Genomic DNA, 19,466 nt, shown 5'->3' with positions numbered 1-19,466 from the left:
CGAGACAAAGCTAATCGAGGTTGAAACGCCCGATCACCGGCACATGGTCGGAGGGCCGCTCCCAGCCGCGCGCCGGCCGCAGGATTTCATAGCCGGCAAACTGCGGCACCAGGTTTGGCGACGACCAGATATGGTCGAGGCGGCGGCCGCGATTTGACGCCTGCCAATCCTGTGCACGATAGCTCCACCAGGTGTAGAGCTTCTCCTCGTAGGGCACATTGAGCCGCATCAGGTCGACCCAGTCGCCGGCGAGCCGCATCGCTTCGAAATTTTCCGTCTCGACCGGCGTATGGCTGACGACGTTGAGCAGCTGCTTGTGCGACCAGACATCGTGCTCGAGCGGCGCGATGTTAAGATCGCCGACCAGGATCGAGCCGGAAACCTCGTCATGCTCGGCGCGGACGGCGTTCATCTCGGCAACAAAATCGAGCTTGTGCTTGAACTTCCGGTTGACGGCCGGGTCGGGCTCGTCGCCGCCGGCCGGCACGTAGAAATTGTGCAGCAGGATCGCCTTGCCGCCAGCCTTGACGGTGACCGACAGATGCCGGCTGTCGTCGATCTCGCAGAAGCGGCGCTTTTCGACCACCTCGATCGGCCGCCGTGCCACCGTCGCAACGCCGTGGTAGCCCTTCTGGCCATGGAAGGCGATGTGCTCGTAGCCAAGCTTGCGGAACGCCTTCTCCGGAAACAATTCGTCAGGAACCTTGGTTTCCTGCAGGCAGAGCACGTCCGGCGCCTGCTCGACCAGCAGACGCTCGACGATCGGCATGCGCAGCCGGACGGAGTTGATGTTCCAGGTAGCGACGGAAAACGGCATGTGGGGTTCCGGACAACGCAAGATCCGCCGGATGGCCCGACGGAAGTCAATCGCGGAAACTACTGCCAGCCGCGCACCGCAAAAACAAGCCGGCCGCGCCTTGGGGGCGCGGCCCATGACTTTCCAGAAATATCAATACAGGAACCAAGCCCAAGGTGTGCTGAGATTCAGGTCAGGCCGAGTCGGAGTCGAAGACGGGCGCGAAGCGACCAGAATGGTGGATTCCGAGAACCGGAGCGGAGCGTACTTTTGGGTACGTGAGCACCGGCCTACGCCGGCCGTAGCCTTAACTGCCACGACCGCTCATGAGTGCTTTGGCCGGCGAAGGCCGGAAGCGCAGGAAACCGCCGTTGCAGGCCGGCATCACCTGAATATCGACACACCTTAGCGCGACTTGGTGTTCAGTTCCCGGTTGGCCGTATAGTCGATGGCAAAGGTGTCGGGCGCGAAACTGACGCCCTCCTTGGTGTTGAAGATCATCACCGTCGTGTCCTTGCCTTGCGCATCGGTGATGGTCCACTGCCGCAATTCATAGGATTTCGGATCGAACATCATGGTGATCTTCGAATTGCCGAACACCGATTTGTCGGCAAGCTGGATGGTGGTGAGATCGTTTTCTTCCTTAACGCTTCTGACGCGTCCGCCCGACAGATCGATCTTGTCGTCGAGCAGCAGCTTCAGCGGTGTCTTCGACAGCGGGTAGAGGTCGGAGGTCCGCAGCTTCTTGTTGAGGATGACCACCGACTTGCCGTCGGAAATCACCCTGAAATTCGAGGCGCCGTCATAGTTGAAGCGGATCTTGCCCGGCCGTTCCAGAAAGAACTTGCCGCCGGTCTGCTCGCCCTTTGGCCCGAACTGCACGAACTCGCCGCTCATCGATTTGACCGAGGAGAAATGATCGGCGATCTTCTGCGCCGTCGCCGGAACCGCTGCTTGCGCCGACGCCAGCAGCTGGAAGCCGGGCACGACGTTGACGGCCGCGGCACCGGCCAGGACCAGACCGAGCACCTGTCGGCGGGTTGGGGCGAAATCCCTGCTCGGGGCGAAAGATGCGTTTTTCATGCCGGTCACCATCATCTGATTGCTTGCTCGTTATATTGGTCTGGCCCCCCAGTTGGGCTTAAGTTTGGCGGGCGCGCAGCGCTCATCCGTTGCAACGCGCCGAGAGGTTCAAAGTTGCCGGCGCGGATGCGCTCTAGAACTTGTCGTCCTCCGTCGGCACCAGGATTTCGCGTTTTCCGGCATGGTTGGCCGGGCCGACAATGCCTTCCTTCTCCATCTTCTCGATGATCGAGGCGGCGCGGTTGTAGCCGATGCCGAGCCGGCGCTGGATGTAGCTGGTCGAGGCCTTGCCGTCGCGCAGCACCACCGCGACCGCCTGGTCGTAGGGATCGTCGGAATCCTCGAAATTGCCGCCGTCGCCGCTGCTGCCACTGCCTTTGCCCGACGGCTCATCATCATCCTTGTCGTCATCCTCGGTGATGGCGTCGAGATATTCCGGCACGCCTTGCAATTTCAGATGCGCGACGATCCTCTCCACCTCGTCGTCGGAAACGAAGGGACCGTGCACGCGCTGGATGCGGCCGCCGCCGGCCATGTAGAGCATATCGCCCATGCCGAGCAGCTGTTCGGCGCCCTGCTCGCCCAGGATGGTGCGGCTGTCGATCTTCGATGTCACCTGGAAGGAGATGCGGGTCGGGAAGTTGGCCTTGATGGTGCCGGTGATGACGTCGACCGACGGCCGCTGCGTTGCCATGATGACATGGATGCCGGCGGCGCGCGCCATCTGCGCCAGGCGCTGCACTGCGCCTTCGATGTCCTTGCCGGCGACCATCATCAGATCGGCCATCTCGTCGATGATGACGACGATGTAGGGCATCGGCTCGAGGTCGAGGTTCTCCGTCTCGTAGATCGCTTCACCGGTCTGGCGGTCGAAGCCGGTCTGCACGGTGCGCGAGATTCTTTCGCCTTTTTTCTCGGCCTGCTGCACGCGCGCGTTGAAACCGTCGATGTTGCGGACGCCGACCTTCGACATTTTGCGGTAGCGGTCCTCCATCTCTCGCACGGTCCATTTCAGCGCCACCACCGCCTTCTTCGGATCGGTGACCACCGGCGTCAGAAGATGCGGGATGCCGTCATAGACCGAGAGTTCCAGCATTTTCGGATCGATCATGATCAGCCGGCAGTCCTGCGGCGTCAGCCGATAGAGCAGCGACAGGATCATGGTGTTGATGGCGACGGACTTGCCCGAGCCGGTGGTGCCGGCGACCAGCACGTGCGGCATCTTGGCGATGTCGACGATGACCGCCTCGCCATTGATGGTCTTGCCCAGCGCCAGCGCCAGCTTGGCCTTGGTGGTCTCGAAATCGCGGCTGGCCATGATCTCGCGCAAATAGACGGTCTCGCGCCTGGCGTTCGGCAATTCGATGCCGATGGCGTTGCGGCCAGGCACCACGGCGACACGGCAGGCGATGGCGCTCATCGAGCGGGCGATGTCGTCGGACAGGCCGATCACCCGCGACGATTTGATGCCGGGCGCGGGTTCCAGCTCGTAAAGCGTGACGACCGGACCCGGGCGCACATGGATGATTTCGCCCTTGACGCCGAAATCCTCCAGCACGCCCTCGAGCAGGCGGGCGTTCTGCTCCAGCGCGTCCTTCGACAGGCTGGCGTCGCGCACCACGTTCTTCGGTTCCGACAGGAAATGCAGTGACGGCATCTCGAATTTTTCCGAGCCGATCAGCGAGGTCTGCGCCTCGCGCTGGACCCGGGCGCCGGGTGCCGGCCGCGGCGCCGGCGCCTCGACGCGTGTCGCCGCATCGGAACGGAAGTTCTGCACCTTCGCCGTCGGCGCGGCGCGGCGTTGGCCGGCCGGCTCGGGCGCGAAATCCATGTCGTCGTCATTGTCGTCGTTATCGAAGACATCGGCATCGTCGGGGTCGATCGAGGCACTGCGGTCGTTGACCATGGCGGCGAAGAATTCCGGCTCGACGCGGGCGCGCCCGCCCGGGCTCATCCGCGCCTCGGCGAACTCGGCCGATTCGACCCGTTCTGCCGCCCGCCGCCAGGCGCTGGCCCGCGGCTCCATCTCCGGCTCGAAATCGTCGCGCTCGCGCCGGCGCGCGGCGCGGCGACGCAGATAGGCCCGCAGCGACAGCCACCAATGGGTGATGGCGCCAAGCGCCAATATGCCTTCGTCGCCCTCGTCCTCTTCATTGTCGAAAAGCAGGTCGTCCTGCGGATCGGCAGCAGTGTGCTGATCAAGCACGGCAAAGCCGTTCTTGCGTGAAATCAGCGCCGAACCATACAGAAACAGCCCCAGCGCCGGTGCTGCAAGGAGCACGGCAAGCACGCTGGCGACGAGGCCGGTCGGATAGCCGCCGATGACCAGGCCGGGAATGTTGAGCACCATGTCGCCAAAGACGCCGCCGAGGCCGGTCGGCAGCGGCCAGGTCTTGGGCGGCACCACGCAGCCGGCAATTGCCGCGCCAAGCAGCGAAAACCCGAACCAAGCCAGCGCCCGTTTCGGCAGCCGGTCGACGCCGCGCGCGGTAAACAGCAGAAATCCCCAGATCACCGCCGGCACCAGCGCCGCAACGGCGGCGAGTCCGAAGAACTGCATGGCAATGTCGGAAAAGACGGCGCCGGCATAACCCATTGCATTGGTGACGATATTATCGGTGGCGTGCGAGAAGCTCGGATCGGCGACGTTCCAGGTGGCAAGGGCGGCGACGCCGAAGCCAACCAGAGCAAACAGCCCGGCACCGACCAGCCGCCCGACCTGGCGCCTCGCGAACGCCCGGATGCCGTGCCCCGTATCGGCCAGCGCAAACGGTGCTGAAGCCCCTGAACGCATGCTCTTCCTCGTCTGTCGTTGCCCGGCCGGGCGCGGACGCGCAACACGGCAGATTCGGCTGTCAGACTAGCGGCGGGAAGGTTAAGGGCGCATTAACCATGGGCAGCCTGCGTCTGCGGAACGGGCGCAGGATGTCATGCCTGACTTCCTGTTCAAACGCGGCGGTGATCCTGCGACAGGCATTGGCAACCACGCTGACTCGGCGAAAATGGCGGGCACGCTGGAGCCGCTGCGGCAGATGTTTCACGCCGCCGACGGATCGAGCACCTTGATCAAGCGATCGTGATCGAGCCGTCACGGCCATCCGCGCACAAAAAGAGGCCCGGAAGATTTCCGGGCCTCAAGGCGTGAGCCCTTGCGGGAGCATCACGACGGGATGGGACGTCGCGAGGCGGCCGAGGCCGCCCCGGACGAGCTTACGGGTGATAGGCCACTTCGCCGTGCGAGGTGAGATCGAGCCCCTCGCGCTCTGCATCGGCTGTCGGACGCAGGCCGACGATCAGGTCGACGATCTTGTAGAGGATCGCGCTGCCGATACCCGACCAGAGGATTGTCACCAGCACACCCTTGAACTGCGACATCAGCTGGGTGGCCGTGCCGGCGTAGCCGGCGGCGAAGTCGGCTGTCGAGTAATCGACGATGCCGGCGCCGCCGAGAGCGGGATTGACCAGGATACCGGTGCCGAGCGCGCCGATGATGCCGCCGATGCAGTGGATGCCGAAAACATCGAGGCTGTCGTCGTAGCCGAACTTGTTCTTCACCACCGAGACGAAGAAGTAGCAGACGCAAGTGGCGACGAGACCGAGCACGATGGCGCCCATCGGTCCGGCAAAGCCGGCGGCAGGTGTCACGGCGACGAGGCCGGTGACAGCACCCGAAACGGCGCCAAGCATGGATGCTTTGCCGCGCAGCAGCGTTTCAAGCACGATCCAGGTCACTGCCGCCGCCGCCGTGGCGACAAACGTATTGACCATGGCCAGCACGGCATAGGCGTTCGCTTCCAGGTTCGAACCGGCATTGAAGCCGAACCAGCCGACCCACAGCAGCGAGGCGCCGACCATGGTCAGCGTCATCGAGTGCGGCGCCATGACGTCCTTCTGGTAGCCGATACGCTTGCCGATCATCAGCGCGCCGACAAGGCCGGCAATGCCTGCATTGATGTGAACGACGGTGCCGCCGGCGAAGTCGATGGCGCCGAAGCCGAAGATGAGACCCGACGGATCGCTATAAGCGCTCGGGCCGCCCCAGAACCACACCATGTGCGCGATCGGGAAATATACGAAGGTGACCCAGAGGATGGTGAAAAGGATCACGGCGGAGAACTTGATGCGTTCGGCGAAAGCGCCGACGATCAGGGCAGGCGTGATGCAGGCGAAGGTCATCTGGAAGAGAACGAACACCAGTTCGGGAATGGCCACGCCCTTGGTGAAGGTTTCGGACACCGTCGTCACGTCGACGCCGGCCAGAAACATCTTGGAAAGGCCACCGACGAAGGCGTTGCCGGGGGTGAAGGCCAGGCTGTAGCCGTAGAAAACCCAGACGATCATGACCACGCTGGTGATGGTGAAGACCTGCATCAGCACCGACAGCATATTCTTGGCGCGAACCAGGCCACCGTAGAAAAGGGCAAGGCCGGGAATGGTCATCAGCAGCACCAGAATAGTGGAGATCATCATCCACGTCGTGTCGCCCTTGTCGATGGTGAATGCCGGCGCCGCTGCCGGTGCTGCCGGAGCCGCTTCCTGAGCGAACGCAGCAACCGTGCCCAGTGCAGCGAGAGCGAGCGAACCCAAAACGGCCGCGCGTCCCGTTATCTTCAAGGTGGAAGGAATATTCATTGAACTCTCCATTGGAATACGTGTCCGCGGCTCAAAGCGCGTCGGTGTCTGTTTCGCCGGTGCGAATGCGCACCGCCTGGTCGATGCCGAAGACGAAGATCTTGCCGTCGCCGATCTGACCGGTCTTGGCCGCCGCGGTGATGGCTTCGACGGCCTTGTCGACCATGTCGACGGCGACCGCGACTTCGATCTTGATCTTCGGCAGGAAGCTGACCGCGTATTCCGCCCCGCGATAGATTTCCGTGTGCCCCTTCTGACGTCCGTAGCCTTTTACTTCGGTGACGGTCAGGCCTTGGATGCCGACTGCGGTGAGCGCCTCGCGCACCTCGTCGAGCTTGAACGGCTTTATGATTGCCATCACGATCTTCATAAGGTTTCACCCTTTGCTGTTGCGGGTCCCCGCGTTTGCACGACTTCGCCGATCCCCATGAGAGCCGGAGAGTGCCCGCTAGGATTCAAGCTCCGTGCCAATTGCAGAAGCAGGGTGTTAAGTTGTTGTTAAACAACGAAATCGGGAAGGTTTGTCGGCTGCCTGTTCACAGTCGCGTCAATGCAAATGATTAAAAAATAGGCAAAATTCGAAAAATGCCTACTCGGCAGGCGGCCGCTTCAGCCGGATGAGTCCTTCTTGGGCAACCGAGGCGATCAACGTGCCGTCGCGGGCAAACAGCGAGCCGCGGGTAAAGCCACGCGATCCTTGCGTCGACGGGCTGTCCTGCGTGTACAGCATCCAGTCGTCGAGCGGGTGGCTGCGATGGAACCACATGGCGTGGTCGAGGCTCGCTGCCTGGATGTCGCGATCGAAAATGGCGCGGCCGTGGGCAAAAGTCGAGGTGTCGAGCAACGTCATATCGGAGAGGTAAGCGAGCACGGCCGCCTGCGTGGCGCGGTCGGCCGGCACCGGGCCGGTGGTGCGGATCCAGATGTTCTGCTTCGGCTCGAGCTTTTCCCGGCTGGTGTAATGCTTCAGCATCACCGGCTTCATCTCGATCGGCCGGTCGCGCTCCCAATAGCGCTTGATGCCGTCGGGCACGGCTTCGCCGAACTTGCCCAGCAATTCGCGCTGCGACAGCAATGTGTCGGGCGCCGGCACGTCCTGCGGCATCGGCACCTGATGTTCCAGGCCGACCTCATCCTGCTGGAATGAGGCTTCCAGCGAAAAGATCGCCTGGCCGTGCTGGATCGCGACGACGCGGCGCGTGGTGAAGGAGCCGCCGTCACGGATGCGGTCGACCTCGTAGATGATCGGCACCTTGGTGTCGCCCGGTCGCATGAAATAGCCATGCAGCGAGTGCACATGGCGCTCGGCCTCGACCGTTCGCTGCGCGGCGACAAGCGCCTGGGCGATGGTCTGGCCGCCGAAGATGCGCTGCCAGTCGAGCTTGGGGCTGCGACCGCGATACAGGTTGTGTTCCAGCTGCTCGAGGTCGAGAATGCCGAGAAGCTCGTCCATGGCTGCCGTCATCTTGACCTCGCCGCAAAATTACCATGGCGGTTTCCGACAGGAACAGCGGGCAGTCAAGGGCGGAATGCCCGGCGACAGTCAGCTGCGAAAGGAATTGCCATGGTCGACAGCAAGAATTCGCTCGACGTTCTGGTCGCCGGCGCCGGCTATATCGGCCTGGCCGCCGCCGTGTCGCTGAAGCAGGCGCGGCCGAGCCTCGCCGTTGCCGTCGTCGACGCAGCACCCGCCGGCGTCTGGCAGAAGGACGGCCGCGCCTCGGCGATTGCAGCCGCCGCGTGCCGCATGCTCGACCAGCTCGGCGTCTGGAACGAGATAGCGCCGGAGGCGCAGGCGATCACCGAAATGACCGTCACCGATTCGCGCACAACGGATCCGGTCCGTCCGGTGTTCCTCACCTTCGACGGCGAGGTCGCGCCCGGCGAACCCTTTGCGCATATGGTCGCCAACAAGGATTTGAACGGCGCCTTGCGCCGGCGCGCCGAACAGCTCGGCATCGGCATCATCGAGGGCGTCGCCGTCCGCGCCTTCGATACCAACGGCGCCGGCATCACCGTGCATCTTGCCGATGGCGCGACGCTTAAGGCGCGGCTGCTGGTCGCCGCCGACGGCGTCAACTCGAAGCTGCGCGACATGGCCGGCATCAAAACGGTGAAATGGGAGTATGGCCAGTCCGGCATCGTCTGCACGGTGGCGCATGAGCGGCCGCACAACGGCCGCGCCGAAGAGCATTTTCTTCCGGCCGGCCCCTTTGCCACGCTGCCACTCAAGCCGGGCAAGGACGGCACCAACCGTTCGTCGATCGTCTGGGTCGAACGGTCGCAGGATGCCGAAAAGCTGGTCGCAGGCGACACCCTGATCCTGGAGTATGAGCTCGAGCACCGCTTTGGCCTCAAGCTCGGCGAAATCCATATCGCCGACAAGCCCCGCGCCTGGCCGCTCGGGCTGACCATTGCGCGCGCCTTCGTCGCGCCGCGCATCGCCTTGGCCGGCGACGCCGCCCACGGCATCCACCCGATCGCCGGCCAGGGCCTCAATCTGGGCTTCAAGGACGTGGCGGCACTTGCTGAGGTGGTGGTCGAGGCCGACCGGCTCGGCCAGGACATCGGCGCGCTCGACGTGCTTGAGCGCTACCAGCAATGGCGGCGCTTCGACACGGTGCAGATGGGCATCACCACCGATGTGCTGAACCGGCTGTTTTCCAACGATTTCGGCCCGCTGCGTACGTTGCGCGACGTCGGTCTTGGCCTTGTCGAACGCATGCCGCGGCTGAAGGGGTTCTTCATCCGCCAGGCGTCAGGTCTGTCCGGCGACACGCCGAAGCTGTTGAAGGGCGAGGCGATCTGATCCATCTCACAGACATGCCAGGATGTGTTGAGATTCAGGTCAGGCCGAGCCGGAGTCGAAGACGGGGCGCGAAGCGACCAACAGTGGCTTCCGAGAACCGGAGCGGAGCGTGCGTTTGGGTACGTGAGAATAGGAAGCGCAGGAAGCCACCCTTTGCAGGCCGGCATCACCTGAATATCAGCACACCCTAATTGACCTCGAAACCGAGCTTCTGGCGCAGCCGGAGCATGCGCTGGTCGGAAATCTGCTGGCTTTGCCCGCCGACTTCCGTGACACGGCTGACCATCTGTAGCAGATCGTTCCTTTCAGCCGCGTCGAGGCGTTCGCGCAGGAACGGTGCCAGCTTGTCGATGGTCGACCGTGGCATCGTCGATTTGCGAGGCCGCCCATTTGGCGTAGATCACCGCTTCATCGGTCTGCTTTTTGTCGGCAATCTCCGAGATCACCGATCGAATGGCAGCTTCGCGTTGCGGCAGCACCGGACCATGCTCGGAAACAATGGCGGTGATCAGCGTCGCCGCCGCCACGACCGGATCGTCGATCGCCGTCAACGGCGAGAGCGCCGCCTGCTTGCGCAGTTTCTTGCGGCGGACATTGCCCTGGACGCGGCCAACGACGTCGGCAACCTCACGCGCCGCGTCGTTCATGGTCTTCAGCCGGTACCACCAGAACGCCGCTGCCCCCAGCAGGCCGATTGCAGCAATCAATATATGCATGCCCAAGATCCCCAATCTCAGGCGACGATAAGAGAAGTGTCGTTTCGCTTCAACACGCAAAAGTTGCGCCAATTGAAGAAAACGAAAGCCTGCGCCAGTCGCCGGCCGCCGACATCTCTACGACCCCGGCACATTGTAGATCGCCCGCACCTCGATCGTGCCGATTTCTGCCAGCGGAATGCCGCCGGCGATCTCCAGCGCCTCGTCGACGTCCCCGGCCTCGATCATGACGAAACCGAGCAACTGCTCCTTGGTCTCGGCGAAGGGGCCGTCCGTGACCAGCCGCTTGCCTTTGCGCCGGCGCACGGTTTTCGACGTCTGCACCGATTGCAGCGCCTGCGCGATGATCAGCCGGCCGCTTTGTGCCACCGACCTGTCATAGGCCAGCGAATCGGCGTCGAGCTTGGCCAGCCTCGCAGGCGTCATTGCGTAGAGATCTTTTTCTTCGCCGTAGACCAGGCAAACGTATTTCATCTTTACCTCCATTCCTGGGTTGAAGCGGCAGCCGAGGCTAGGGAAATCTCGGCCGGGCCTTTGCCCGCTGTATGATCGAGCCCCGCTGCATAATCCAGAAAGGACACCGCAATCCCGATAATGGCAATCGCCGCAAGCAGCCGGCCGAAGCCGGAAGGCGGCACGCGCGACCAGTCGGCTTGTTGTTCACCGGCCCTGTGGCTGGTGTTTGTCCAGTGAGCAGAAAACAGATTGTTCATGTGGTCCTCCATCCGGCCACCAATTCCATGGCCGCCCGCAGGACGGTCGGGGCAGATGGAAGTCGACATTTTTGCACGCATATTTTTTTCGCGATTTTTTCCCGAGCGATTTTTTGCTTGACCATGATGTGTCACGCTGCCGCCGATACGAAAGCGCGGGTGGCCTTCGCTCCAGCGCGCGCTATAGTCGACTGGATGCCGATCACGGGCTCAATCACGACAATCAAGGAGGAATTGATGGACCGCACCGCCAACGCCGTTTGGAAAGGCACTTTCAAGGAAGGCAAAGGCACGCTCGAAACCCAGAGCGGGACGCTGAAAGGTACGCCCTATTCTGCCAAGATGCGTTTTGAGGACGAGAGCGGCAAATCCGGCACCAACCCGGAAGAGCTGATCGCCGCCGCCCATGCCGGCTGCTACGCCATGCAGCTTTCGCATTTCCTCGCCGAGAACGGCACTCCGGCTGCCGAGCTCGACGCCAAGGCCGTGGTAACGCTGGTCCCCGGCACCGGCATCACCGGCAGCGCGATCACGCTGGTCGGCAAGGTGCCGGGCATCGATGCCGCCAAGTTCAAGGAACTGGCCGAAAAGGCCAAGGCCGAATGCCCAGTCTCGAAAGCGCTCGGCGCCATCAAAGTATCGCTCGACGCCAGGCTCGGGTGAGCCGTAAGCAAACCTGCATCGAACAGCCGGTCGATGATTGGCGACAGCATAGCGGCCATCCGATCTCCCTTGCGGGGGGCTGGCAGGATAGAGGGAAGATCGCGGCTTTATTCCAGCTTGGGTTGCTCGCCCCACGACAGTGGGGAGAGGTGTCTCGGCGAAGCCGAGACGGAGAGGGGAACCGCGCTCTATGAAGCCCCCTCTCCGGCCGCTTCGCGGCCACCTCTCCCCCGCTTCGCGGTGGGCGAGGAACCCAGTCTTGAGAGTCGGGGGCCCCACGGGCTCCCATCATGCCCGGGCGTAACCCAATGTCAGTTCTTTAAGGCCGCAGCGCGCACGTCCGACGGCGTCGCGTCATAGCGCCGGCGGAACGCCCGGTTGAAATAGGAAAGGTCGTTGAAGCCGGCATCGAAGGCGATTGCCGTGATGCTGCGGTCGGCATGAGAAGGATCGCCCAGCATGCGATGCGCGCGCACTAGCCGCTGGCGCAGCATGAAGTCCGACAGCGACGTGCCTTCGCTCTCGAACAGCTTTCGCACATAGCGGGCGCAGAGATGGTGGCGGGCGGCGATGTCTTCCGCCGACAGCTCGCCGTGCCCGCCATGGGCGAGGATATCGGCCTTGATGGCGCGCAATCGCGCCACCCGCACGCCGCGGCCACGCGCGATTTCGGCCGCATCCCTGGTCGCCCCCATGGCAAGCGCGGCAAGGTCGAAAATGTGAGTCACGGCCAGCTGCCAGGTTTCCGGCGTCAGCGCATCGTCTGCATCCTGGATCGACTGGACATAGTCGAGCAGCAGCCGCATCGCCCCGCTCGTGGTCGGCAACGGCTGCATAAGCACCGAAGCCGGATCGCCGATCAGCGGCGAAAGCTGCCTCAGCGAGAAGCTCATATTGACGAAGCGCATGCCGCCCGGCTGGATGAGGTTGAGGCCGACCTCTTCGCCGCTCATCATCAGCGCCCGGCCGTTGCCGATCGGTTCCTCGCGGCCGCGATGCTTCATGACGCTCGCGCCATCGAGCGCCGCCAACAGGATGAGGTCGTCGCTGTCGATCAGCGGCATCGAGTGATGCGCCCGGAATTCCGAGGAAGTGCCGGTGGCAATGCCGAGGCCGGGCAGCGCACGCACTTTCATGTCGACACGCGTCGGTGCGAGCGGATCGAGCTCGATCTTGAGGACCGTGCGGCCGTAGACCTCGCGCATCACCTCGACGCGATCTTGCTCCGGAAACGCGTCCGTCATCAGCCTGAACGAGGTCGTCGCATTCATCGGCATCCCCCAGCCCGAGAGCGCGCTGATATGCGCCGAGCCCCCTGAAACGTCAATACAGGGCCGTTTAGGCCGTTTTTAGGGCCGTCTCGTCCAAGCCGGCTTGTCTCATCGGACGTAGTTTGCAGCCCGTTTCCAAAACCGGAAATCCATCGGCAATGACCACAGGGGGTTCGATGTATCACCTGCAACTGTTCAGGACGCTGTCGGCGCTCGCCTCGGCGGGCTTCAATCCGCGTGTCTATCTCCTGTCGCTTGGGCTCGGAAAAACCGCCACCGATCATCGCGACCTGAAGCTGCCGCCGCGCATCGGGGAGCGTCAGCCATGAGCCTGCGACATGCCTTTTTGGCGGCGCCGATGCTGTGCCTTGGCCTTTCCGGCTGCGTCGGCCTCAATCCGATTTCCGCGGCTGTCGGCCTCGGCGGCATGGCGGCGGCAAACTCCATCGGCATGGCGCAATCGGGTGTCATCAGCCCGCAGGAGCAGGCGAAATATGCCGGCATGTCCTGTGCCGAGTTGCGGCAACAGGCCGCCGGCTACGAGGAGGCCAAGAACCATGGGCCTTCGCTGAAGAAATATGGCGGCATGGCACCTCCCGGCAAAATGGCGATCGTCAACAATGTCATAGCCACGCGGCTTGCCCATCTGCACAAGCTTATCGCGAGCAAGGGATGCTGACCGGCTCCTTACCCGCGCGCCTGGCGGTTTTTGTCACACTGGCGGGCCTGACCGGTTGACTGGCCGTCGGCGCGGCCGATGCCGCCGGCCAAGGCAAGGGGCAGACAGCCCGTTCGCGCCAGGGCTCGATACCACCAGCACTTGTCGGCAAATGGGGCTTTGCAGTCGCCAGCGGCGATTATTGCACGACGCTCGGCCACTGTGCGCCGGGCAGCGGCGGCAGCATCTCCTTCACCTTCGGCGCCAACGGGCGCACGCAATATGCGCTGTTCGAATCCTCGCTGGTCGACGGCTGCGGCCAGATCCAGTCACTGACGCTGAAGACCGGCACGACAAGAGTGCAAGGCTCGACGCTGGTCTTCACGCCGAAGGCCGGCACCTACAAATCCGTCAATGGCTGCCGGCCCGATCTGACCGGCACCTGGAAGTTTGGTGCCGGCGACCTGAAGCCGGTCTCGCTGAGTTGGCAGCTGAATGGCCGGCAGTTGCGGCTGGTCGATCCTGGGGGCGAGGCGAACGGCGTCTACAGCAGGAGATGAGGTCGCGATTCAGTGCCCCTCGCCGGTCAGCGCGTCGAGGCGGGCGCGCAATGCCGCGACCTCCTGCTCGAGGGCCTGCACGCGCATTTCCAGATCCGAGGCCGGCAAGGGCGATTGCTGGGGCGCCGCGGCAGCCGACAGCTGCACCGGCCCGCTGAGCAGTTGGACATAACGGTCCTCGCGCTGGCCCGGGCCGCGGTCGATCTGCTGCACCAGCGGCGGCCTGCGGCCGATCAGCAGATCGAGATTGCCGCGAAGCTCGTCGATCGACGGCAACCGTGCCATGCGCTCGCTTCGCGCCAGCAGTTCATAGGCCGTCTGCGGGCCGCGCAGCAGCAACAGGCCGAGCAGCGCGATCTGCGCCGAGGTCAGGGAAAAGCGCTGCGCCACGACATGCTCATAGCGCTCGACGCGCGACGCGAACACCTGCCTGACCAGGCCCTTCTGCTCGAGCTGGCCAAGCGCCCTTCTAACCCCGGCAAGCTCGACCGACATTACCGGCTCGCGCGCCGTCTTCTGGTTGGCCGCGGCAAGTGCCGCATTGAGCGTCAGCGGATAGACGTCGGGCGTCAGCTCCTTCTTCTCGATCAGGCAGCCGAGCACACGCGCCTCGATGGGGGAGAGGATGGGAAGCTCATCGCTCATTGAAGTTCAGCCTCCCGGCGGTAAAAGTCGGTTGCAAGGACACGGTTTCGCGCCTGGCGGGCTTCATCCCGGATCACGCCGGCAAGGTTCATTTCGTGGTGACCATAGCGCGCCTCAAGATAGCGCGCGATCGCCGTCGGGATGAGACCGGTCCCCATTTCCCGCGTCTGGCTTTTCCGGTCGATCAGGCTGCGGATTTCATCGCTTGCCTGCGCTGGCATCTCGATCTGGTCGATGCACTCGCCAAGGTTCATCGGCGGTAGACCGGCGAGGCCGCGCTGCTCCATCCAGTCCAACGCGACCAGTGGTCGAATGAGATAGAACAGCTTCTTCAGCTTCACCTCGCCGGAAAAGCTGCCGATCTTGGCAACATGTGAACGCGCCAGGCCGAGATAGTGACGCGCTACTTTTGCCGGATCGACGATCTCGGCAAGCAGGTCGAGAAGGCGCCGCCGAAATCCCGTGACCTCTTCGTAGACGATTGATGATTTTGCCCATTCGACGATGACGGCATTGCCGCCGAGCCCGAGCAGCAAGGCCTTGCGCAGATCCCAGCCACCGGCATCGATCTCGCCTTCGATGGGAAATTCGATCACGTCGCGTGCCTGTTCCAACACAAGGTGATCCGATGCCGGCCTGACATAGACGAAACGGCAGTCATAGTCGCTGTCGGGAGACGGGAACCCCCAGGCGCGGCTTCCGCTTTCGATGGCGAACAGGATCGTCACGCCTTGCGTTCGCACGACATCGAGTCGCGCCCGGATCGCCGCGACGGCGTCAGATGAAAAATCGGCAGGTAGCTGCTTCATCTGCTGCTAAACCCGTCGCTCCACCATCATCTTCTTGATCTCGGCGATCGCCTTGGCCGGGTTGAGCCCTTTGGGGCAGGTCTGGGCGCAGTTCATGATCGTGTGACAGCGATAGAGCCGGAACGGGTCTTCGAGATTGTCGAGCCGCTCGCCCGTTGCCTCGTCCCTGGAATCGATCAGCCAGCGATAGGCCTGCAGCAGCGTCGCCGGGCCGAGATAGCGCTCGCCGTTCCACCAGTAGCTCGGGCAGGAGGTCGAGCAGCAGGCGCACAATATGCACTCGTAGAGCCCGTCGAGCTTTTCGCGGTCCTCATGGCTCTGCAGCCATTCCTTGGCCGGCTCGGGCGACACCGTCTTCAACCACGGCTCGATCGAGGCGTGCTGGGCGTAGAAATTGGTGAGGTCGGGCACAAGGTCCTTGACCACTTGCATGTGCGGCAGCGGGTAGACCTTGATCGCGCCGGAAATGTCGTCGCAGCCCTTGGTGCAGGCCAGCGTGTTCGACCCGTCGATGTTCATGGCGCAGGAGCCGCAAATGCCTTCGCGGCAGGAACGGCGCAGCGTCAGCGTCGGGTCGATCTTGTTCTTGATCCAGAGCAGCGCGTCGAGCACCATCGGCCCGCAATCGTCCATGTCGACGAAATACGTGTCCATGCGCGGGTTCTCGTCACCGTCCGGCGACCAGCGATAGATGCGGTATTCGCGCAGATTGGTCGCGCCCTCCGGCTTCGGCCAGGTTTTTCCGGCCATGATCTTCGAGTTTTTCGGAAGCGTGAGTTCGACCATTATCTCAGGTCCTTTCGGATGACGAGCTTCAGCCCGGACCAGATCCCGTTTATGGCGGCGACCTTGACGTCGACGAGGTCGAGCTTCAGCGCCTCGGTGCGGATAACGTCCTCGGTGACGTCGGTCGGCACTTTCGATGCCTTCTTTGGCCACGACACCCAAACCATGCCGTGCCGCTTAATCGCCGCTTCTACGTCGCCAAGACGGTCCTCGATTTCGACACGCCGCCGGGCGAAAGCATGCACGGCATCGTATTTCTCATGAACGCCATAGATCGCCGACCAGTCAGCCACCCGGTCGACGTGGGCAAAGTCGACGGCGTCGGTCAGATCGTCGAGTTCGGGCGGCAGGGCGACGAAGGCGGCAATCATCCCGTCCTTCAGGCCGAGCTTGGCCGGAAGGGGTGTGCCGGAATATCCAGCTGCCGCCAGCGCCATGATCAATACACCCTGGCCTTCGGCGCAATCTTGGCCGGGTTGATGCCGCCGTCTGCTTCCTTAAGCAGCGTCTCGGCGTGCACCGGCCGGTAGCTGAGCGCTACCTCGCCGGCCTCGTTGAGCCGGGCCAGCGTATGCTTGCGCCAGTTCGCGTCGTCGCGGGCCGAAAAGTCCTCCCGCGCGTGCGCCCCGCGGCTTTCCTTGCGCGCTTCGGCGCCGTAGACGGTGGTGATGGCGTTGGCCATCAGGTTTTCCAGCTCCAGCGTCTCGACCAGGTCGGAGTTCCAGATCATCGAGCGGTCGAACACCTTGACGTCGCCGAGTTCACCCCAGATCTGCGAAATGCGCCTGCAGCCGCTTTCCAACGATTCCTGGGTGCGGAACACCGCCGCGTCCTCCTGCATCGCCTTCTGCATCTTTTCGCGCAAAACCGCTGTCGGCGTCGAACCGTTGGCGTGGCGCAGCCGGTCGAAGCGGTCCATGATCTTTTCGACCGAGGCTTCGTTGGGCGACGGGATCGCGACGTTGCGGTCGATCACCTGGCCGGCCCGGATCGCCGCCGCACGGCCGAACACCACCAGGTCGATCAGCGAATTCGAACCCAGCCGGTTGGCGCCGTGCACCGAGGCGCAGCCGGCCTCGCCGACGGCCATCAGCCCGGGCAACACCTGGTCCGGGTTCAGGGCGGTCGGGTTGAGCACCTCGCCCCAGTAATTGGTCGGCACGCCGCCCATATTGTAATGGACGGTCGGCAGCACCGGGATCGGTTCCTTGGTCAGGTCGACGCCGGCAAAAATCTTTGCCGACTCTGAAATACCCGGGAGCCTTTCGTGCAAAACGGCCGGATCGAGATGGTCGAGGTGGAGAAAAATATGGTCCTTCTTCGGGCCGACGCCACGGCCTTCGCGGATCTCCAGCGTCATGCAGCGCGAGACCACGTCACGCGAGGCCAGATCCTTGGCTGACGGCGCGTAGCGTTCCATGAAGCGCTCGCCCTCGGAATTGACGAGATAGCCGCCCTCGCCGCGCGCGCCCTCGGTAATCAGGCAGCCGGCGCCGTAGATGCCGGTCGGGTGGAACTGCACGAACTCCATATCCTGCAGCGCCAGGCCGGCGCGTGCGACCATGCCGCCGCCATCGCCGGTGCAGGTATGCGCCGAGGTGGCCGAGAAATAGGCGCGGCCATAGCCGCCGGTCGCCAGCACCACCATCTTGGCCGAAAAACGGTGGATGGTGCCGTCGTCGAGGTTCCAGGCGACGACGCCGGTGCAGGTGCCGTCCGGCTCCATGATCAGGTCGAGCGCGAAATACTCGATGAAGAACTGCGCATTGTGCTTCAGCGACTGACCGTACAGCGTATGCAGCATGGCGTGGCCGGTGCGGTCGGCGGCAGCGCAGGTGCGCTGCACCGGCGGCCCTTCGCCGAAATTCATCATCATGCCGCCGAACGGCCGCTGGTAGATTTTCCCGTCCTCGGTGCGGCTGAAGGGAACGCCGTAATGCTCGAGTTCATAGACCGCCGCCGGCGCCTCGCGCACCATGTATTCCTGCGCGTCGGTATCACCCAGCCAATCCGAGCCCTTGACCGTGTCGAAGAGATGCCACTGCCAGTTGTCGGGCCCCATATTGGCGAGCGAGGCGGCGATGCCGCCCTGAGCGGCGACCGTGTGCGAGCGCGTCGGGAAAACCTTGGTGATGCAGGCGGTGCGCAGGCCCTGCTCGGCCATGCCGAGCGTGGCACGCAGGCCAGCACCGCCGGCGCCGACGACCACGACGTCGAATTTGTGGTCGACATAGCTATAGGCGGAAGCCGTATTGGCGTTCTTCGCGTCCTTGGCCAAAAATCAGCCTCCAAATGCCAGTTTAAGCAGGGCGAAGACCGAAGCGACGCCGACGACTACGGGAAAGAATGTGTTGAGCGCGAGCAGCGCCAGCCTGGTGCCCTCGCCATGCACATAGTCTTCGATGATCGCCTGCATGCCGAGCCGCATGTGGTAGAGCACCGACAGCAGCACCAGCGCCAGCACCAGTGCCACGAACGGATTGGCAAGTGCGGCGCGCACCTCGAGATAGCTGGCGCCGTTGAGTGCGATCAGGAAGCCGACGAAGAACAGGACCAGCGGGATGTTGGAGATCGCCGTCAGCCGCTGGCGCCAGAAATGGCCGGTGCCCTCGTGGGCCGAACCGAGGCCGCGGACCCTGGCCAGCGGCGTGCGCATATCGGTGTTTTTGCCGGTCATGTCAGGCTCCCCCGCGCCATGTAGCCGGCGATCCAGATCAGCAGCGTCAGCGTGACCGAGCCGGCCAGCGTCGCCCAGGCGATCCTCGAGGCCGTATGCTTTTCCAGCCCGGCCCCAGTGTCCCAGATAAGATGGCGCACGCCGCCCAGCATGTGGTGCATCAGCGCCCAGCTGTAGCCGAACAGCACCAGCCGCCCGAGCCACGAGCCGAAGGCCCAGTTGACGGCATTGAAGGTCGCCTCCGAACTCGCCGCCGCCATCAGCCACAGCGCGACCAGCAGCGTGCCGAAATAGAGCGCCCCGCCGGTGATGCGGTGGACGATCGACATCGTCATGGTGATCGGCGGCCGATAGACGGTCAGATGCGGCGAAAGCGGCCGTTCACGTCTGGTAAATTCGCGGGTGGCTGGTGATTTGCTCATGGCTCCCCCAGTTCGGCGTCTCTGGAGCCTCAGGTGGAAATGCGGCATTACCGCTTCCGGTTGCGACTTCGGACAGCCGGTTTCTAATGCTCTTTTTGCACCGCGTCAAAGCCGGAAAACCGTTTTGAAAACGTAATTTAGTCTGATGAAAGCGAAGGTTTCAGCTTCAATCGATTAGGGCTGTGGCCTTGAGCCGGCACAATGTCGCTGCACTGCAAAATATGGC

23 protein-coding genes are annotated in these 19,466 nt (G+C 63.4%); 6 read left to right on the top strand and 17 right to left on the bottom strand.

Features of this window, described 5'->3' with window-relative positions:
- Positions 1–10: 10 nt before the first annotated feature.
- From NKI22_RS00920 to NKI22_RS00910, 3 genes are all read right to left on the bottom strand, one after another.
- Entirely contained in the window at positions 11–817 is an 807-nt protein-coding gene (locus tag NKI22_RS00920) for an exodeoxyribonuclease III (protein ID WP_023721396.1), read from the bottom strand.
- A 384-nt stretch (positions 818–1,201) separates the two neighbouring features.
- A complete protein-coding gene (locus NKI22_RS00915) occupies positions 1,202–1,879 on the bottom strand; it encodes an outer membrane lipoprotein carrier protein LolA (protein ID WP_023721397.1) in 678 nt (225 codons plus the stop codon).
- Positions 1,880–2,012: 133 nt separating this feature from the next.
- Positions 2,013–4,673, bottom strand: coding sequence for an FtsK/SpoIIIE family DNA translocase (locus NKI22_RS00910; protein WP_352548542.1), 2,661 nt, complete (start codon positions 4,671–4,673; stop codon positions 2,013–2,015).
- A gap of 136 nt (positions 4,674–4,809) precedes the next feature.
- On the opposite strand from NKI22_RS00910, the gene NKI22_RS00905 reads away from it, so the two are divergent.
- On the top strand, positions 4,810–4,959 hold the full coding sequence (locus NKI22_RS00905; protein WP_023722684.1) for a hypothetical protein: 150 nt from the start codon (positions 4,810–4,812) through the stop codon (positions 4,957–4,959).
- A gap of 130 nt (positions 4,960–5,089) precedes the next feature.
- Here the strand turns inward: NKI22_RS00905 and NKI22_RS00900 are convergent, their stop codons facing one another.
- The 3 genes from NKI22_RS00900 to tesB form a co-directional block, all read right to left on the bottom strand.
- Positions 5,090–6,511 (bottom strand): ammonium transporter, encoded by a 1,422-nt coding sequence (locus tag NKI22_RS00900; protein ID WP_023722685.1) that lies wholly within the window; start codon positions 6,509–6,511, stop codon positions 5,090–5,092.
- Positions 6,512–6,542: 31 nt separating this feature from the next.
- Positions 6,543–6,881, bottom strand: coding sequence for a P-II family nitrogen regulator (locus tag NKI22_RS00895; protein ID WP_023679755.1), 339 nt, complete (start codon positions 6,879–6,881; stop codon positions 6,543–6,545).
- Positions 6,882–7,100: 219 nt separating this feature from the next.
- Positions 7,101–7,976: an acyl-CoA thioesterase II gene (gene tesB, locus NKI22_RS00890; RefSeq protein WP_023722686.1), complete on the bottom strand. Its 876-nt coding sequence runs from the start codon at positions 7,974–7,976 to the stop codon at positions 7,101–7,103.
- Positions 7,977–8,075: 99 nt separating this feature from the next.
- Here tesB and NKI22_RS00885 point away from each other — a divergent pair, with 99 nt between their 5' ends.
- The gene (locus NKI22_RS00885) at positions 8,076–9,320 is read left to right on the top strand and encodes a ubiquinone biosynthesis hydroxylase (protein WP_023722687.1); all 1,245 of its coding nucleotides are present in this window, start codon (positions 8,076–8,078) and stop codon (positions 9,318–9,320) included.
- A gap of 305 nt (positions 9,321–9,625) precedes the next feature.
- On the opposite strand, the gene NKI22_RS00880 is transcribed toward NKI22_RS00885, so the two are convergent.
- The 3 genes from NKI22_RS00880 to NKI22_RS00870 form a co-directional block, all read right to left on the bottom strand.
- The gene (locus NKI22_RS00880; RefSeq protein ID WP_352814945.1) at positions 9,626–10,036 is read right to left on the bottom strand and encodes a hypothetical protein; all 411 of its coding nucleotides are present in this window, start codon (positions 10,034–10,036) and stop codon (positions 9,626–9,628) included.
- A 117-nt stretch (positions 10,037–10,153) separates the two neighbouring features.
- The gene (locus NKI22_RS00875; RefSeq protein ID WP_031195230.1) at positions 10,154–10,510 is read right to left on the bottom strand and encodes a YciI family protein; all 357 of its coding nucleotides are present in this window, start codon (positions 10,508–10,510) and stop codon (positions 10,154–10,156) included.
- Between the two features lie 2 nt (positions 10,511–10,512).
- Positions 10,513–10,749, bottom strand: a complete 237-nt coding sequence (locus tag NKI22_RS00870) for a hypothetical protein (RefSeq protein WP_031195231.1) — start codon at positions 10,747–10,749, stop codon at positions 10,513–10,515.
- Positions 10,750–10,986: 237 nt separating this feature from the next.
- Here NKI22_RS00870 and NKI22_RS00865 point away from each other — a divergent pair, with 237 nt between their 5' ends.
- On the top strand, positions 10,987–11,412 hold the full coding sequence (locus NKI22_RS00865; RefSeq protein WP_031195232.1) for an OsmC family protein: 426 nt from the start codon (positions 10,987–10,989) through the stop codon (positions 11,410–11,412).
- Positions 11,413–11,723: 311 nt separating this feature from the next.
- Here the strand turns inward: NKI22_RS00865 and NKI22_RS00860 are convergent, their stop codons facing one another.
- Positions 11,724–12,683: a helix-turn-helix transcriptional regulator gene (locus NKI22_RS00860; RefSeq protein WP_352548540.1), complete on the bottom strand. Its 960-nt coding sequence runs from the start codon at positions 12,681–12,683 to the stop codon at positions 11,724–11,726.
- A 158-nt stretch (positions 12,684–12,841) separates the two neighbouring features.
- Between NKI22_RS00860 and NKI22_RS00855 the strand changes: the two genes are divergently transcribed.
- The 3 genes from NKI22_RS00855 to NKI22_RS00845 all read left to right on the top strand — a co-directional run bounded on the left by NKI22_RS00855 (position 12,842) and on the right by NKI22_RS00845 (position 13,901).
- Positions 12,842–13,012 (top strand): hypothetical protein, encoded by a 171-nt coding sequence (locus tag NKI22_RS00855; protein ID WP_198030578.1) that lies wholly within the window; start codon positions 12,842–12,844, stop codon positions 13,010–13,012.
- Complete coding sequence (locus NKI22_RS00850) at positions 13,009–13,362, top strand: hypothetical protein (RefSeq protein WP_023722694.1); 354 nt, start codon at positions 13,009–13,011, stop codon at positions 13,360–13,362. The genes NKI22_RS00855 and NKI22_RS00850 overlap by 4 nt, the downstream gene beginning before the upstream one ends.
- 338 nt (positions 13,363–13,700) lie before the next feature.
- Positions 13,701–13,901 carry a hypothetical protein gene (locus tag NKI22_RS00845; protein ID WP_023722696.1) on the top strand — a complete coding sequence of 67 codons (201 nt, stop codon included), beginning with the start codon at positions 13,701–13,703 and terminating at the stop codon, positions 13,899–13,901.
- A gap of 9 nt (positions 13,902–13,910) precedes the next feature.
- Here NKI22_RS00845 and NKI22_RS00840 read toward each other — a convergent pair whose 3' ends face one another.
- The 7 genes from NKI22_RS00840 to sdhC are packed head-to-tail and all read right to left on the bottom strand — an operon-like array spanning position 13,911 to position 19,240.
- Positions 13,911–14,546, bottom strand: a complete 636-nt coding sequence (locus NKI22_RS00840; RefSeq protein ID WP_352817301.1) for a YceH family protein — start codon at positions 14,544–14,546, stop codon at positions 13,911–13,913.
- Positions 14,543–15,355, bottom strand: coding sequence for a nucleotidyltransferase domain-containing protein (locus NKI22_RS00835; protein ID WP_023722698.1), 813 nt, complete (start codon positions 15,353–15,355; stop codon positions 14,543–14,545). The genes NKI22_RS00840 and NKI22_RS00835 overlap by 4 nt, the downstream gene beginning before the upstream one ends.
- A gap of 6 nt (positions 15,356–15,361) precedes the next feature.
- The gene (locus NKI22_RS00830; protein ID WP_352958148.1) at positions 15,362–16,141 is read right to left on the bottom strand and encodes a succinate dehydrogenase iron-sulfur subunit; all 780 of its coding nucleotides are present in this window, start codon (positions 16,139–16,141) and stop codon (positions 15,362–15,364) included.
- Complete coding sequence (locus tag NKI22_RS00825) at positions 16,141–16,578, bottom strand: DUF3052 family protein (protein ID WP_031195236.1); 438 nt, start codon at positions 16,576–16,578, stop codon at positions 16,141–16,143. Before NKI22_RS00825 ends, NKI22_RS00830 begins: the two co-directional genes overlap by 1 nt.
- Before the next feature lie 2 nt (positions 16,579–16,580).
- On the bottom strand, positions 16,581–18,419 hold the full coding sequence (gene sdhA, locus NKI22_RS00820) for a succinate dehydrogenase flavoprotein subunit (RefSeq protein WP_023722701.1): 1,839 nt from the start codon (positions 18,417–18,419) through the stop codon (positions 16,581–16,583).
- Positions 18,420–18,422: 3 nt separating this feature from the next.
- The gene (sdhD, locus tag NKI22_RS00815; RefSeq protein WP_023722702.1) at positions 18,423–18,818 is read right to left on the bottom strand and encodes a succinate dehydrogenase, hydrophobic membrane anchor protein; all 396 of its coding nucleotides are present in this window, start codon (positions 18,816–18,818) and stop codon (positions 18,423–18,425) included.
- Positions 18,815–19,240: a succinate dehydrogenase, cytochrome b556 subunit gene (gene sdhC, locus NKI22_RS00810; RefSeq protein WP_023722703.1), complete on the bottom strand. Its 426-nt coding sequence runs from the start codon at positions 19,238–19,240 to the stop codon at positions 18,815–18,817. The genes sdhD and sdhC overlap by 4 nt, the downstream gene beginning before the upstream one ends.
- Positions 19,241–19,466 lie beyond the last annotated feature (226 nt).

Origin of the sequence: Mesorhizobium sp. M0778 (assembly GCF_040320105.1) — a bacterium.
Classification (GTDB): domain Bacteria; phylum Pseudomonadota; class Alphaproteobacteria; order Rhizobiales; family Rhizobiaceae; genus Mesorhizobium.
This window is presented reverse-complemented; position numbering and strand designations above follow the sequence as displayed.